Below are 15,637 nucleotides of genomic sequence, written 5' to 3' on the forward strand. Positions count from 1 at the left end.
TGAAAAAAGAGAAAATTTTGTGCTGTAAATCCCCCGAATCCCTGAAAAGGATACATGGATTAGAAGTTGTGTATCTTTTCAGTGGGAATCCGGGAGTTTGAGCACAAAATTTTCTTTTTTTGCTATTTTGTGGGAAATGTTCCCAAAGCTGTCAGGTTGTCGACCCGGACAGGCTCATGCCAGCTAGATGGTTCCTGTGACAGTCACGGTTGCTGTTCCCGGTGTTGTGGTGATGACTCCTGTGGCTGTATTCTGTGTGAATGTTGCCGCTGGAACAGTGATCTGTCCGGCAACTGTTGCGAACTCGCCTGTTGCTTCATTGTAGGTGTAGCTGGCTGGCGCTGTCCATGCATTTCCATTGTATGCCACAGTGATTCCGGTGAGAATCGGATTGAAGGTATCTGTGATGATGACGTTGTCACTTGCGGATGCCTCGGTGTTGCCGTAGTTCTCTATAAGGAAGGTGTAAGTGATCTGACCATTCTCTGCAACTATGCTAGGACTCACAGACTTTGTGATGGCGAGATCGGGAGCTACAACAGGGGAAACCGACTCAGTTGCAGTGACTGCGTTGGTAAGTCCTGCGCCGGTTACTGTAACAGTGTTGGTCACGGAATCCTCATTGCCTCTAGGTGTAAATTCATTTGTTGTTGTCTCATATATAATAGTAGCATTTCCACCCGCTGGAACGGAGATTCCAGTGAGTGTCAGCGGAGCTGCAGCACCGACAGCCGGAGCGGCTACCAGAGTTCCATTGGTGTAGTATCTGATGGAATCCGGAATATATGTGAGAGGATATACTGTTGTATTTCCCACTGCATATGCTCCCAGATTATCTGTGAGAGACAGACCTGTGAGTGTGGTAGTTCCGGAATTGATGAGACTTATCACATACGTGATCTTATCCGGTGTTCGGTAGGTGTCCACCACAGCCGTCTTGGAGACTGTGAGGACTTCAATTATTTCTCCAGTTATGATATTGGAATTGGTGGATCCTCCGTTGTAGGACAGAGTTGCCTGATTAGTGAATGTTGCCATTACTTTACCTCCGTATTGTGTTGTCAGAGGTTTATATACCTCTGATATAAAATATGTGCTGTGGAGGCTTTGGGTTACAGATATTACTCACCATCTGCGGCACATTTATGTTATACTAAAAGATAACTATGTGGTTTAAAGAGCTGTTTTTATATACAGGAGGAATATAGGTGAGAAGGAAAAGGTGGTCGTACCTGATTGCCTGTGTGGTGCTGGCAGGTGGGCTGGCAGCGCCTGGCACATATACCAAGGTGTACGCGCAGGATTATGAAAATGTAGAATACGTAACCAGTGTGTCAGAGCTTAGAGATTCCATGGACGAAGCTGATGTGGTAAACTCGGCCGATGTGATGGATAGGGGAGCGGATGTCGACGCCACGGCAATGTACAGCAGTGAGTCAGCCGACATATACAGTCTTCGCAGGATCATATTGTATACAGATGAAGTGCCGGAGACCTATGGCGCGACAACAGTCATCTGTTATGACAAATACGATTACTATGTGCTTGGCTACGATACCGAGGAAGCGACGAAACAGGCATACGAAAAGCTTCAGGAAGAGTACGAGCCTGACAAATGTATGCTTGATCAGGTCATATATTCAGAAGATGTGCTAGCGGATTCAGATTTGGATTCAAATTCGTATGCTGCACAGCGGAACGTTGATGCCATGCTTGCCGCATCGGAGACATATAAGGCTGTAAGCTGGGGCACAAGGTACATGGGAATGGACAGGCTCAAGGCGGAGGTGTCAGAGTACAAGCTGGATGCTAAGGTAAATGTGGCGGTCATAGATACCGGAGTTAATTCCTCGGATACTCTGTTTGAAGGCAGGATAAATGAGGAAGGAAGTATGAACTGCTGCGAGGGCGAAGACCGGAGCGACTACGGAGACAACATGGGACATGGAAGTCATGTGGCGGGTATAATAGCGGATGCGACACCGGACAATGTCCGGCTCACGATCATCAAATGTTTCACAAGCCGGGGAGCAACAACAGTGTCAACGGTACAGCAGGGAATCATGGCTGCGCTTGACAGCGGTGCGGACGTGATCAATATGAGCTTCTGCTTCTATGGTAAAAATGCAAGTGACAACACCAGGTCGAAGCTTGACGAATTGTTAAAAAGTGCAAAAGAAGATGGCGTCATCATGTGTGTGGCAGCAGGCAATACGAATAGCACTGTGAACAACTGGGAGATCAGCGACGTGGAAGGTGTGTCATATCCTGCGGACAGCAGTGATGTGATAACAGTGTCGGGGCTTATGCAGAAGGCTGGAACGGAGGAGACAGCAGACATGATATCGACGGATGCGGTGAAATTTGACGATAGCTATTCTTACTATGGAAATGCCGTAGATTTTTCCGCTCCCGGAACGAAAATAACATCGGCGTGGAAGACCGGAACAAATCATGGGTTTTCCACTTCAGGAACATCCATGGCGGCTCCGCATATATCAGCGGCGGCGGCCTACGTGAAGCTGGCGGAGCCAGAGCTTGACAGTGACCAGTTGAAGAATAGACTTATCTCATATTCCGTGGATCTGGGAACAGCGGGAAAGGATAAATACTACGGTTACGGTTGTCCATACATGGCGGATTATTTTGCTAATACATTTGGCGGAAAACATCCGGAGACAAAGGTCGGAACCTGTGCGGTGGAAAGTCTTGGAAATGCGAAGGATGGACTGAGACTGTCGTGGACTTCGGCGGATAATGCAAGTGGGTATAAGATATACAGGAAAACTGCGACAAGCGCATACAAATGTATAGCTGAGATAAAAGGTTCAGGAGTCAGAACATACACTGACAAGACTGCGGCGGCTGGAATCAGATACAGATATGCGGTGAGGGGCGTGAACGGCACGGCCGAGGGACAGCCGGCGGCTACAAAGGCACTGGTCAGACTTACCCAGCCGAAGTACAACGTGAAGAATGCATATTCCGGCGTGAAGGTATCCTGGAACAAAGTAAAGGGCGCGAGTGGATACAAAATATACCGCAAGGCACCGGGGCAGAACGGATGGAAGCAGTACAAGGTGCTGTCAGCGGGAACGCTCACATTTGTCGATAAGAATATGACTAATTACAGAAACTATACATACACGGTCAAGGCGTTCAAGGGTACTTCTGCAAGCTCGTATGATACTGCGGGGGTCAGGTTGTACAGGATGCCGGGATGCAAGGCGAAAACGGTCAGATCAAATTCCAGAAAGACGATGGATGTAACATGGAACAAGGTCAGGTATGTCAGCGGGTATCAGATTCAGTACAGTACATCGTCGAAATTTGACAGATATAAGGTGGCAACGATAAATAAGTCCACAAAACTCAGACGCAGGATAAGCTCTCTGTTCTCAGGAAAATATTATTATGTGAGGATGAGAACCTACAGAAGAGTTGGCGGCAAGACCATTCATGGCGGTTGGAGCAGTGTACAGCGCATAAAGGTAAAATAGTGAAAGGCAGATAAGATGGCAGAAAATAAGGATTTGGAAGGATACAAGATCTCCACGATGGAGGATGAAGAGGATTATTTTGACAATGTGGAGATGGAGCTCGACTACAGCATCAGTATAACTGAGGGTTCCATGGAGCTTGGAAAGGACAATATAAAGGAACAGAAGAAGTACATGCGTGACAGCCATGGAGACATGGACGACGAGGAGTTCCTGCAGAACATGCAGTCGGTGAACAATGATGAGGCGTTCCTCAGAAGAGCTGCGAAGCGCCTGGAGGTGTATGAGCACCAGAAGAAGGTGCCGTACTTTGGCAAATTTGTATTCAAATATAAAGATGACGAAGAGTATCTCACGGTATATGTGGGTATGAGCGGTTATCAGTCAGATATGAATGGGCAGCAGCTTGTGTACGACTGGAGAGCACCTGTATCCTCTATGTATTATGCTTATGAAAAGGGACCGGCATCCTACAATGTCCATGTGGATGACATGGAAGATGACGAGTTTTCTGGAGACATAGTGGAGAAGAAACAGTTTCTGGTGTCAAATGGCAGACTTAAAGACGCGGTGGATACTGACTCCAACATCAACGACGCCATATTGCTGGAGGCCCTTGGCGGCAACAGTGGTGTGAAGATGAAAAATGTGGTGGCTACCATACAGAAGGAGCAGGATGCGATCATAAGAAACCGCACGGCGTATAACCTTATAGTGGACGGCCGCGCCGGAAGCGGCAAGACGGTCATAGCCATGCACAGACTGGCGTGGCTGTTGTACAATTACAAGACACTTGAGAGTGACAATGTCATGATACTGTCTCCAAACAGTATATTTGGCGATTATATATCAGAGGTTCTCCCGGAGCTCGAGGAGAACAGTGTGCCTGAGAAGGAATTTGACAGTCTGCTTGAGGAGCTTCTTTTCATAGAGGAGGAATATGAGAGCAAGCTGGATCAGTCGGAGTTCATTATAGACAGCGGCGATCAGGACAACCAGAGGATGAGAAATATCAAGGTCAAGTCGTCCATCTCTTTCTACGACAGTTTCAATGAGTATCTGGACAGGTATGTGTCAGGTATAAAGTTCAGAAATTTCCACTATCAGAAGGTGGAGTATACAGGCGAGGATATAGCTGCCATGTTCAATGGAAGATTTGCAAGAAAACCTGTGTATGAGAGATTCGAGAACATAGCATACTTCATAGTAGACAGGGTGGAGGATAATTCACCAAAGGAGTTCCCGGACGAGAAGAAGCGTAATCTGGCAAGGCAGATACAGAAGCAGATGGTAAATTTATTTGCAGAGAGGAATCTGGTTGAGTTGTATGTTGGATTCCTGGCGGAGATGGAGAAGAAATATCCGGGTATATCGGAGTACAGAAATGAATATGGAAAGATATGCTATGAGGATATCCTTCCTATACTTTACCTGCAGGTGTATTTCTACGGATGTCATTCCTACAACAATATCAAGCACCTCGTCATAGATGAGATGCAGGATTACAATATATTCCAGTATGCGGTGATAGACAGGGTGTTTGGCTGCAAGAAGACTATCCTCGGCGACAGGTATCAGGTACTCTTCTATGATCCTGAGGAGACTGTTGTGGATGTTCTGACGAAGATATTTGCAAAGAGGAACGGACAGGGCGGCTATGAGCTCAAGGAGCTGTTCGCGTCGTACAGATCCACGGCGGAGATCACCGAGTTCTGCAACGGTATACTTGGCGGAGAGGGCGTAGGCGGCAACACTGTGGAGAGACACGGCAGGGTGCCTGAGGAGATACAGTGTGAGTCACTGGATGAAGCTGTGGAGTTCATAAATGACAAGCTGAGCTACGGAGACATGGACGCCTACGACAACATAGCAATCCTGACAAATGACGAGGCAGACGCCTACGAAGTGTACAAACAGCTTTCCGAGTACACCGAGGTGACGCTCATCACCAATCAGTCGGTTGTCTATGCGGGCGGTGTGGTCGTACTTCCAAAGTTCCTTGCAAAGGGAATGGAGTTCGATGCAGTGTACGTCATGACGGACGGAACCTACGACGGAAGCATGGTCACAAGACATGCGCACTATATAGCCTGTACGAGAGCACTCCATGAGCTGTATGTGCTTGATGTGGAGCAGCCATAGGAGTGATACAAAGACAGAAATATTATATCTAGAAATATTTTTCGGGAAAATCGCGATTCCAACTGAACATATATGATGTACTATACGGCATTTCCGCTTTGGGAGATGCCGTATTTTTTATTGTTGCTATATGGCAGATGGTACGCCTGAGCAGAAATGTAATTGTGAGTGTCAGAACTCTGTAAATTATTCGCCAGCTAATAATTGAGATTTGTGTTGATTGTGCAAAAATTATACATAAAACGAGATAACGTATTTTTATTGTTGCAATATCTACAAAGAAATGTTATCATTAAGGAAACGAGAAAACTAAAAATAGTTTCTGAGTTTCCTGAGCGGGAAGCATGTACAGGAAGCTGACAGGTACGGATGGACAGGAGGGAGTTATGGACGGAGAAGCACAGCAGCAGCTTAAATTGAGGATATATGAGGCGACCATAGAGGAGTTCCGGGAGAAAGGGTTCAAATTCACCATGGACGATATGGCAAGGCGACTTGGAGTGAGCAAGAAAACCATATATCAGGTCGTCAGGGACAAGGAATCATTGTTCTTTGACACGGCGACATATATATACGAGCAGATCAAGAGAAGTGAGCAGGCGGTCATGGATGACGACCACCTGACCACTGTGGAGAAGATAAAGGCGATACTCATAGCCATGCCGGACAGCTACAGCGAGCTGGACTGGAGGCAGATATACCAGTTGGAGAATTCATATCCACGGATATTTGCCCGGGTGAGAGTAATGATGGAGCAGCAGTGGGATAATACCATAGAGCTTCTGAAGCGCGGAATTGCCGAGGGTGTTATAAGGAATATTCCGATTCCGGTCATCAAGACGATGTTCGAGGCCACGCTTGAGAAATACATGGAGACTACAGTCCTGATAGACGCGGGACTTACATTTGACGAGGCGGTGCAGTATACACTTGATGTACTTATGGATGGCATATCCTGTAAGGAGTAGGAACCGCTATGAATGAAGTGATTATATGGAATTGATGCCCGCGGCCGGTTTCATTCACCGGGGCGAGATGGGCGGTATATATAAAAGACAGGAGGTTGTGTTATGGGTAAGAGATCTGAGGTTGTATTTGGCAACAGGATGAGCGGTCAGGTCGTCAAAAAGGCGGAGAACTCCAAAGAGAGATTTGTAAAAAGATTCGGTGATGACAGTGACGTGGATTATCCTCTTGCAGTTGTGAAGAATCCGTATATTGGAGATACTCTCGGTGTCTCCAATATTGTGATCGACGGCGGAGTCAGTGATTATGCGGATGCCGGTGAACGTGAGGCGTTTGACAGGGACAAAGGAATCATAGTTGGCAATATCAGGATGGGATTCGGACACTACAGGATATCCATGGCGATAGCATCAGCGGCCAATCATCTGGGATACAAGCCGTACTGGATGGATCTCAATTCCTACAGTGAGACCACTGGAGGAAAGGTCATAGAGGCGCAGAATAAGCTCTATTCCCTGGGATCCAGGATCTCTGGAAAGAGTAAGGCTTTCAACAAGGTGGTGTGGGAGCCTATGAATTATGAGGGCTTCAGGAAGTTGTCATACAATGCCTCGGATCAGATGAATGCGGAGCTCATGACACCCGTATTCGGGAATGTTCCGAAGGATATCCCGCTTGTGGCGACACATGTGTGGCCTGCCCAGGCGGCGGTTCATGCAGGGATGAAACATGTGGTGAATGCAATCCCTGACAACTGGCCTATGGCGCTCCACCTTGCGGAGGGAAGCCTTCACACGGTTCAGACCAGATCGGCATACCTCGGATACAGGACCCTGAACGGAATGCAGGGCGACGAGGTGCTTAAGCCTATGCCCGGTGATTCAATCAGATACGTTGGACACTATATAGACCATGAGCTGGTGGCAGCCATAGAGGAGGACTGCGACAGGAGAATAGAGAGAAGAAAGAAAAAGGCACCGATGCGTTTTCTTCTCACCATAGGAGGTGCCGGAGCACAGAAGGATATATTTGCAGCTATCATCAGGACGGCGCTTGCCAGTGTGAAGAAGGGCAACATGGTCCTGTATGTAAATGTGGGCGACTACATGAACGTGTGGGAAGAGCTGGTGAGAGAGATACCCGCCATGGAGAGCCTTGTCACTACACATTTCGATGACTGGAGCGACACCACAGCATTTGCGGATAAGGCTCTTAAGGAAGAGGTGTACGGAATACACGCATTTTGCCATGAGAATATATATGAGGCTGTGTACTGCACCAACCTTCTCATGAGAAGCTGTGATGTACTCATAACGAAGCCGTCTGAGCTGGCCTTTTATCCAGTTCCAAAGCTGTTCATCAAGAGAGTTGGCGGGCATGAGCAGTGGGGGGCGATACACTCGGCGGAGATCGGAGATGGAACACTGGAGTGCCGTGATATACCGCACACTCTACAGATGATGAAGCTGTTCATGCAGGATGACAGCATACTCACAGATATGTGTGAGAACATAAAGCGGAACAAACTGGATGGAATATACGACGGAGCGTATGAGGTCGTAAAACTGGCGATGGATATGAAGAACTGAGAATGGAGGGTTACATTATGTATAAGGTAAAGAAGAAAGAGACATTTATACCATCATCAAATGGCAAGGACAAGCTGCACGTTATCGTGTGGGAGCCACAGGGGGAGATAAGAGCGATACTTCAGATATCCCATGGAATGATAGAGCTGATAGACAGATATGATGAATTTGCGAGATATCTTGCTGCGAAAGGCTTCGTAGTTGCAGGAAATGATCATCTGGGACATGGACTCACGGCGGCAAATATGGATGAACTTGGATATATGAATGCCTACGATGCGAGCAAGGCAATAGTCGCGGATCTTCATAGAGTCACTAGAAGTCTGAAGAAGGCATACAAAGGAGTACCGTTCTTCCTGATGGGACACTCCATGGGTTCATTTATGGCGAGACGATACATGAGTGACTACGGCTGGGATCCAAAATATCCGTCACCTTACACGGAGGGCTCAAGTGTGGACGGCTTTATCTGCATGGGAACAGGAAGCATGCCTGAGTATATGCTGCAGATCGGAAGACTTGTGTTGGAGCTTGAGAAGAGTCAGCACGGCGAGAGATACAGAAGTACCCTCATGGAAGTGTTGGCATTTGGAACATACAACAGGGGTATCCCGAAGACCACTATCGTGGACGGTGAGGTGAGAAAGAGGACGAATAAAGACTGGGTGAGCCGTGACCCGAAGCGCGTGGATGCATATGTGGATGATCCGCTGTGCCAGTTCTCATTTACCCTGAAGGGCTACGAGACGCTGTTCAATACACTCCACTATATACAGGAGGACAGGAACATAGCGAAAATACCGAAGAATGTGCCGGTTCTGTTTGTGTCCGGTGACAGGGATCCTGTTGGACATTACGGCAGGGATGTTCTGAAGCTCTACGAGTTATACCACAAGAGAGTTTCGCACAATGTGGCATGCTATCTGTATGAGGACTGCAGACACGAGATACTGAATGAGCTGTGCAGGGATAAGGTATTTGACGATATTGACAAGTGGCTTGAGACAAGGCTTGCAGATATAAAAGGTTAGGCCTTTAAGGAGGTTATATATGGGAGAAAATTCACAGGATAATACACAGAACGGCGCACCTGCGGGCGGCCTTCAGAAAAAGACAAAGATAGCCTACGGAGTAGGGGCCGTGGGAAAAGACATGGTGTATATGCTGGTAGCCAGCTATATACTGTACTACTACAATTCTGTGCTTGGTGTCAGCTCAGTGTTCATAGGAACCGTGCTGATGGTGGCGAGAGTGTTTGATGCATTTAACGATCCTATCATGGGTATCGTGGTGGCAAAGACCAGAAGCAGATGGGGAAGGTTCAGACCGTGGATATTCTCGGGGACCGTGCTGAACGCGGTTGTCCTCTATGCGATGTTCGCCGTGCCGGAAAGCATGGGAGCTGGTGGGATGAAGGTGTTTCTGACAGTGACATATTTCCTGTGGGGAATCACATACACGTTGATGGATATTCCGTACTGGTCCATGATCCCGGCCATCACTGAGCCGGGCAAGGAGAGGGAGAATCTGTCTGCACTTGCAAGATCCTGCGCGGGCGTGGGGTCTGCCATCCCTACTGTACTTACTATGATAGTAGTTCCAGCCATCAGCGGCGCAGCCCTGGCGGCGGACAAGCTGAAGATCACGGATTACCGCATCGGCTTCAAGTGGTGGGCTCTTCTGGTTGCAGTAGTGTTCGTCATCTCGGAGGCCATTTGCGTGGCAAATGTAAAGGAGAAGGGTGACACAGTAGTGGAGTCCCATGGCATAGGTGAGATGTTCCATTCGCTGGTGACAAATGACCAGGCTCTGGCGGTGGTCATAACCATCGTGCTCGTAAACTCTGCACTCTATATAACAAGCAACCTGCTCATATATTTCTTCACATATGACATAGGAAGTGAGAGCGGATATGCGCTGTTTTCCGCATTTGGCGGCGGTGCGCAGATACTTGCTATGATGTTGTTCCCGCTCTTTAGAAAGAATATGTCCAAGAGAAAGCTGTTTGTACATTCGGTAGTATATGAGATCGTCGGATATGTGATGCTGCTTGCCTGCAGCCTTGCCGGTGTTACCCGTATGACGGTGGGAGGAGTGCCTTGTTGGTACGTTCTGTTCATCCCGGGACTTCTAGTATTTGCGGGAAGCGGACTTCTAAATGTGCTGATAACTGTGTGTCTTGCCGACAGCATAGACTACGGAGAGTACAAGAATGGGCAGAGAGATGAGAGCGTCATATGCTCCATGCAAACATTTGTAGTAAAGCTTGCATCGGGAGTTGCAGTGTTCTTTGCCGGACTTGCGATCAAATGGGTCGGACTTATCCAGCCAGCAGATGGAACATCGGAAGTCATAGAGCAGAGCACAGGAACTCTCATGGGACTTTCCATGATGATGACGGTCGTTCCGATAGTCCTTCTAATCATAGGACTTGTATTCTTCATCAGGAAATACAAGCTGACCGAGGAGAGGATGCAGGAGATCATGACGAAACTTAGATAGGAGGAACCGCTATGATCAGATATATAGAAGAACATCAGGTATTCATACTGGAGACAAAGTCGACGCAGTATGCCATGTGCGTGCGCCCGGATGGACACCTTGAGCACCTGTACTACGGTGGCAGGAGTCTGGACTGCGGAGATCAGAATATTGCGGGACTTTGGGATGTGGCACATGACCGCAGCCTGTTCGAGACCGGCAATGCCATAGCGCTGGATGGTGGACTTACCTTAGAAAGTCTGCTACAGGAACTGTCGTCAACCGGCAAGGGGGATGTCAGCGAACCATTTGTCTGTATGACCCATGCAAATGGCAGTACGACCTGCGACTTTGTGTACGAATCATACGAGATAAAAAACGGCAGGGATGAGCTTGAAGGACTTCCGTGTGCGGTGGAATATCATAGGGGGACAGATGGCAGATTCAACACAGTAAATGAGCAGCAAGGCACAGAAGTGGGAAGCGGTGTGGCTGGTGGATTGCAGAGCATACAAGCATATGAGCGACAGAATACAGCGGGCGAGGTAACACAGCTCACCATAACCCTCCGGGACAAATTCTATAGACAGAAGCTTGAGCTAATATATGTCACATGGGATGACTGCGACGTGATAACCAGAAGTGCCCGCCTGACAAATGAAAGCGATGACGTGGAGCGGGTGGACAGACTTATGTCCATGCAGTTTGATATGAGAATGTATCAGGAATATGACATGATACATTTCGGAGGAGCCTGGGCGAGGGAAATGCACAGATCGGTGCACCCTGTAAGGCAGGGAAGAGTGTCTGTTTCATCGTCGACCGGAACTTCGGGCAGCAGGGCCAATCCGTTCTTCATGGTGGTTGAGCACGGCAGTTCAGAGGAACACGGTGAGTGTTACGGCTTCAATCTCATATATTCAGGAGACCATATGGAGAGCTGTGAACAGAATTCATATGGACGTATGCGTATACTCAGCGGCATCAATCCGGAAGGATTTTCATTTGCGCTTGAGCCGGGACAGTCATTCCAGTCGCCGGAGGCGGTCATGACATATTCAGATTCAGGATTTGGCGGTGTCAGCAGTCATATGCATGCATTTGTCAGAAGACATATAGTCAGAGGCCACTGGGCGGACCGGGAGAGGCCTGTTCTGCTGAATAGCTGGGAGGCCGCATACTTTGATATAAATGAGAAGAAGCTGCTGAAGCTTGCAAAAGAGGCAAAGAAGTGCGGCATAGAGCTGTTCGTCATGGATGACGGCTGGTTCGGACACAGAGACAATGACACATCCTCACTTGGAGACTGGCAGGAGAACCGGAGCAAGCTTCCGGGCGGAGTGAAGCAGCTTGCTGACAAGATAAATGCACTTGGACTTGACTTTGGTATATGGGTCGAGCCGGAGATGGTGAACGAGGACAGTGATCTCTACAGGACTCATCCGGAGTGGGCAGTCAGAGTGCCGGGACAGAGTCATGCCGAGGGGCGTCATCAGATGCTGCTGGATCTCACCAACAAGGACGTGAGAGATCATATAGTGGAAGCCATGGCAAATGTGTTCTCATCTGCGAATATCTCGTACGTGAAGTGGGATATGAACAGGATCATGTCTGACAGGTACAGCCAGACGCTGCCGTCTGACAGGCAGGGCGAATTTGGACACAGGTATGTGCTGGGACTCTACGATATCATGGGAAGGATTACTAAGCGTTTCCCTGAGATTCTGTTTGAGGGATGTGCTGCCGGTGGCAACAGATTTGATCTCGGCATACTGTGCTATATGCCGCAGATATGGGCAAGTGATGACACGGATGCCAAGGAGAGGCTTGAGATACAGACGGGTTACAGCTATGGCTACCCTATGTCGGTAGTCAGCAGTCACGTGTCGGGCTGTCCGAATCACCAGACACTCAGAGTTACTCCTCTTGAGACGAGATTCGGAGTGGCGGCATTTGGCGTGCTGGGCTATGAGTGCAACCTGTGTGACATGAAGAAGAAAGATCTTGATGCCATAAAGGATCAGGTGGAGTTCTACAAGAAACACAGGCACACACTTCAGTTCGGAGAATATCACAGGATTGAGAATGGTTCGGTGTCAGATCTCAGGAGAAATGCATACCAGTTCATGGTGGTTTCCCAGGATGGCTCCGAGGCGGTGTCCTGTTATTATGAGGGGCAGGTGATACCGAATTACACTTACAAGCATATGCGGACTAAGGGACTTGACGAGAATGCAGTTTATGTCATGGAGGGCAGAAGCCTGCAGTACAGCGTAAAGCTCATGGGAGATCTCATCAACACTGTTACGCCGGTGCATGTGAAACCTGATTCCCTGACCCAGAGTGCGATAGACAAGGTGGTAAAGCTTCAGGGCGAGAAGGAATATGTAAAGGCGTCCGGTGCAGTGTTTAACCGCGTTGGAGTGAACCTTGCTCCGAACTTTGCGGGAACTGGCTACAACGACCAGACCGCTCTCTGGACAGAGCATGGACTGAGGTTATATACCTTCACCAGACAGTGATATATATGATCACATGCAAATGCTCATATATGGAATTGAATCACAGGAAAAACTTACATTATAAAAATAGTGGAAATAATATATGGAATGTGTTATCTTACTCTTATAGAGAAGCGTTCCTAATAGAAAATGATAAATACCAGAAGGAGGACTATACAATGAGTGAGAAGCGTAACACATGGCAGAAACAGGTCATATACTCTGTTATAAAGGAGCTCAAGACTCATCCTACAGTCCAGAGTCTGATAGATGAACTGGAAAAGAGAGGATATAAGATAGGCAAATCAACTGTGTATAGGGTGCTCTCTGATGCGGTTGATGAGGGAATTGTCATGAATGTGTATTCAGGGGACAAGATGGAGCATTTTGATGGCAATACCGAGAATCACTATCACATACGCTGCAAGGTATGTGACAGGATATTTGACAGTGAGCTTCCATACCAGGATTCCATCACACAGATGGGCGTGGAGGCGGACAGCGATTTCGTCATACTGTCACACAACCTAGAATTCATCGGGATATGTCCATCCTGTAAGGACAGCCTGAAAAGTCTGTGATGGGGAAATGCAAAAGACCGGTACACATAAACGCATATTGTATGCGGTGTATGTGTACCGGCCTTTTTGTATGTGCAGGCAATGCCAAGAGCCTGTATCTTATCTGCTCTGTCAGTCTCTCTTTTTCTGTGAAATGATATTTGCAGATTTTATTTCCTTCTTTATAAATTCAGGAATCGCGGAATTGCCTTTCTGGTCAGATTCAGGTGTGTCCGGCTGCGCCTCAACTGTATGTGAGTTTACACTTATAGGATCCACGCGTGGATTGCTGATAAATGTCTTGTTGGCCGAAGGCTTTACAACTGTCATTCCGAGGATGGACTTCTTGTTGCGAAACTCTCTTTCCTCCTCTGGTGTGCGCTCAGGGGCGGCATCCACCAGATTGCCGTCTCCGAAAAGGTCTATCTCAAAGCTGCTGTCATTTTCCTCCTGCTCATCATCCGTATCGTCATCCAGCGCATCTGTAATTATCGGTTCTGCGTGGATGGAAGTATCCGTATCGTCGTCTGCAAATGCACTGTCGAGATCAGGATCGTATTCATCAGCAAATGCGCTGTCAAGATCAGGGTCATATTTTTCATCTGATTCAGTGTCGCCAAATTCAGAATCGGAGTCGACATACTCCTCAGGCTTCTCAAAAAATGTAGGATCTATATCGAGCTTGAAGTCGACCTCTGAGTGACCCACTTCAATGCCGCAGTCGTTGAACAGCTTGGTCGTGTAGCAGTTTTTCAGCTTCTCGATGAGTTCAGTGTTTTCGTACTTGAGCTGTTCGAGTATGTTTGCGATTATCATTCCCTGATATTCATCCGTCCATCCGTCCTCAAGCTTTACTGCGATACCGAGCTTCATGCTCTTTATCGCCATACAGATAACACCCCTGGAGCCGTCCTTCATTATGAGGTCAGGATTCTGGTTGATATAATATGAAGGTGTTCCGTAATCGTTGATCTTCTCAGGATATTTGTGGATGCATGAGAAGTTGTAGTCTATAGTCTCCCGGAGTTCGTTTGACAGGCTGAATGGATCCATGAGCTTTGCGTAGGACATGGCGATGCTTCTAAGTGGCAGTGCAAATACCGGAACTCCACAGCCGTCTATGCCGAGCCCGATCTTGAATGTAGGGGTCTGGCTGAGCATGGATATGAAATTGATTATCTGCTGCTGTACAGGGGAATCCTTGAGCTGATAGCCGTCCGGCTTACCGGTGAGCTCTCTCTGGAGCAACATAAGGCTGAAATGTTTTCCCGAGCAGCAGTGCTGAAGTTTGCTTTGTCCCTGCCTTGGGTGGAGCTTTGACCTGTCGGTGAGCTTTGCCGCCAGCGCTGAAGCTGATGTGGAAGCGCATGGCTTCATGATCATGTCATCGGGATTCAATCCTGTCTTGCGCGAGATCTCCTCCAGCACAAATATATGATGGTTGCTTCCCCAGTGGGAAGAGTTGAACATGGCAACATCCTCGTCGGTGAGGTTGAACCTTCTGTGAAGTCCTGCCAGCAGTGTAGGCAGCACCTGTATAGGCTTGCTTGCGGAACGCATGAAAGTCTGTTTCTCTATGTCGCCAAGGTAGGCGATTGTATCTCCTGTGGATGACACAACTGCGATGGAGCCGCGGTGTGCATTCTCAACAATATTTCCACGGTATTCTTTTACTAATATCTCTGACATATATTCAACACCTCATTTGTATTTTGTATGATTTTCTTCCGATATAGTCATTATATGAAAAAGATATCCGTTTGCAAAATGAAAATTACATAATATATAAGAAAAATATGAGAAATGTAATTGAGTGTAAGTAAGTAATAACTAAAAAATATCGCCTGATACTGACAAAATACATCATTTGTCATATATACCCTGAGTAAAAAATGTTT

10 protein-coding genes are annotated in these 15,637 nt (G+C 47.7%); 8 read left to right on the forward strand and 2 right to left on the reverse strand.

Features of this window, described 5'->3' with window-relative positions:
• Positions 1–183: 183 nt before the first annotated feature.
• Entirely contained in the window at positions 184–1,038 is an 855-nt protein-coding gene (locus AB5150_RS06610; RefSeq protein WP_349818789.1) for a hypothetical protein, read from the reverse strand.
• A 170-nt stretch (positions 1,039–1,208) separates the two neighbouring features.
• Between AB5150_RS06610 and AB5150_RS06615 the strand changes: the two genes are divergently transcribed.
• The 8 genes from AB5150_RS06615 (at position 1,209) to AB5150_RS06650 (ending at position 13,760) form a co-directional block, all read left to right on the forward strand.
• Positions 1,209–3,500 carry a S8 family serine peptidase gene (locus AB5150_RS06615; RefSeq protein WP_349818788.1) on the forward strand — a complete coding sequence of 764 codons (2,292 nt, stop codon included), beginning with the start codon at positions 1,209–1,211 and terminating at the stop codon, positions 3,498–3,500.
• Positions 3,501–3,515: 15 nt separating this feature from the next.
• Positions 3,516–5,642: a UvrD-helicase domain-containing protein gene (locus AB5150_RS06620; RefSeq protein WP_161172081.1), complete on the forward strand. Its 2,127-nt coding sequence runs from the start codon at positions 3,516–3,518 to the stop codon at positions 5,640–5,642.
• Between the two features lie 386 nt (positions 5,643–6,028).
• Positions 6,029–6,610 carry a TetR/AcrR family transcriptional regulator gene (locus tag AB5150_RS06625; RefSeq protein ID WP_243869271.1) on the forward strand — a complete coding sequence of 194 codons (582 nt, stop codon included), beginning with the start codon at positions 6,029–6,031 and terminating at the stop codon, positions 6,608–6,610.
• A gap of 102 nt (positions 6,611–6,712) precedes the next feature.
• Positions 6,713–8,197, forward strand: a complete 1,485-nt coding sequence (locus tag AB5150_RS06630) for a hypothetical protein (RefSeq protein ID WP_022217265.1) — start codon at positions 6,713–6,715, stop codon at positions 8,195–8,197.
• A 17-nt stretch (positions 8,198–8,214) separates the two neighbouring features.
• Complete coding sequence (locus AB5150_RS06635; protein WP_055223047.1) at positions 8,215–9,228, forward strand: alpha/beta fold hydrolase; 1,014 nt, start codon at positions 8,215–8,217, stop codon at positions 9,226–9,228.
• A 19-nt stretch (positions 9,229–9,247) separates the two neighbouring features.
• Positions 9,248–10,699, forward strand: coding sequence for a glycoside-pentoside-hexuronide (GPH):cation symporter (locus AB5150_RS06640; protein ID WP_368291527.1), 1,452 nt, complete (start codon positions 9,248–9,250; stop codon positions 10,697–10,699).
• Positions 10,700–10,710: 11 nt separating this feature from the next.
• The gene (locus AB5150_RS06645; protein ID WP_368291528.1) at positions 10,711–13,200 is read left to right on the forward strand and encodes an alpha-galactosidase; all 2,490 of its coding nucleotides are present in this window, start codon (positions 10,711–10,713) and stop codon (positions 13,198–13,200) included.
• Positions 13,201–13,358: 158 nt separating this feature from the next.
• Positions 13,359–13,760: a transcriptional repressor gene (locus AB5150_RS06650; protein WP_015533691.1), complete on the forward strand. Its 402-nt coding sequence runs from the start codon at positions 13,359–13,361 to the stop codon at positions 13,758–13,760.
• 111 nt (positions 13,761–13,871) lie between these two features.
• On the opposite strand, the gene AB5150_RS06655 is transcribed toward AB5150_RS06650, so the two are convergent.
• Positions 13,872–15,428, reverse strand: a complete 1,557-nt coding sequence (locus AB5150_RS06655) for an asparaginase (protein ID WP_015533692.1) — start codon at positions 15,426–15,428, stop codon at positions 13,872–13,874.
• Between the last annotated feature and the right edge of the window lie 209 nt (positions 15,429–15,637).

Source organism: Coprococcus sp. RTP21281st1_F1_RTP21281_210402, from assembly GCF_040915325.1.
Classification (GTDB): domain Bacteria; phylum Bacillota; class Clostridia; order Lachnospirales; family Lachnospiraceae; genus Coprococcus; species Coprococcus aceti.

What these genes read in the sequence shown, in the direction of transcription:
- AB5150_RS06655 (WP_015533692.1), bottom strand. Translation starts at nt 15,428, where the DNA reads ATGTCAGAGATATTAGTAAAAGAATACCGTGGAAATATTGTTGAGAAT.
- AB5150_RS06630 (WP_022217265.1), top strand. Translation starts at nt 6,713, where the DNA reads ATGGGTAAGAGATCTGAGGTTGTATTTGGCAACAGGATGAGCGGTCAG.
- AB5150_RS06620 (WP_161172081.1), top strand. Translation starts at nt 3,516, where the DNA reads ATGGCAGAAAATAAGGATTTGGAAGGATACAAGATCTCCACGATGGAG.
- AB5150_RS06610 (WP_349818789.1), bottom strand. Translation starts at nt 1,038, where the DNA reads ATGGCAACATTCACTAATCAGGCAACTCTGTCCTACAACGGAGGATCC.
- AB5150_RS06650 (WP_015533691.1), top strand. Translation starts at nt 13,359, where the DNA reads ATGAGTGAGAAGCGTAACACATGGCAGAAACAGGTCATATACTCTGTT.
- AB5150_RS06645 (WP_368291528.1), top strand. Translation starts at nt 10,711, where the DNA reads ATGATCAGATATATAGAAGAACATCAGGTATTCATACTGGAGACAAAG.
- AB5150_RS06625 (WP_243869271.1), top strand. Translation starts at nt 6,029, where the DNA reads ATGGACGGAGAAGCACAGCAGCAGCTTAAATTGAGGATATATGAGGCG.
- AB5150_RS06640 (WP_368291527.1), top strand. Translation starts at nt 9,248, where the DNA reads ATGGGAGAAAATTCACAGGATAATACACAGAACGGCGCACCTGCGGGC.
- AB5150_RS06635 (WP_055223047.1), top strand. Translation starts at nt 8,215, where the DNA reads ATGTATAAGGTAAAGAAGAAAGAGACATTTATACCATCATCAAATGGC.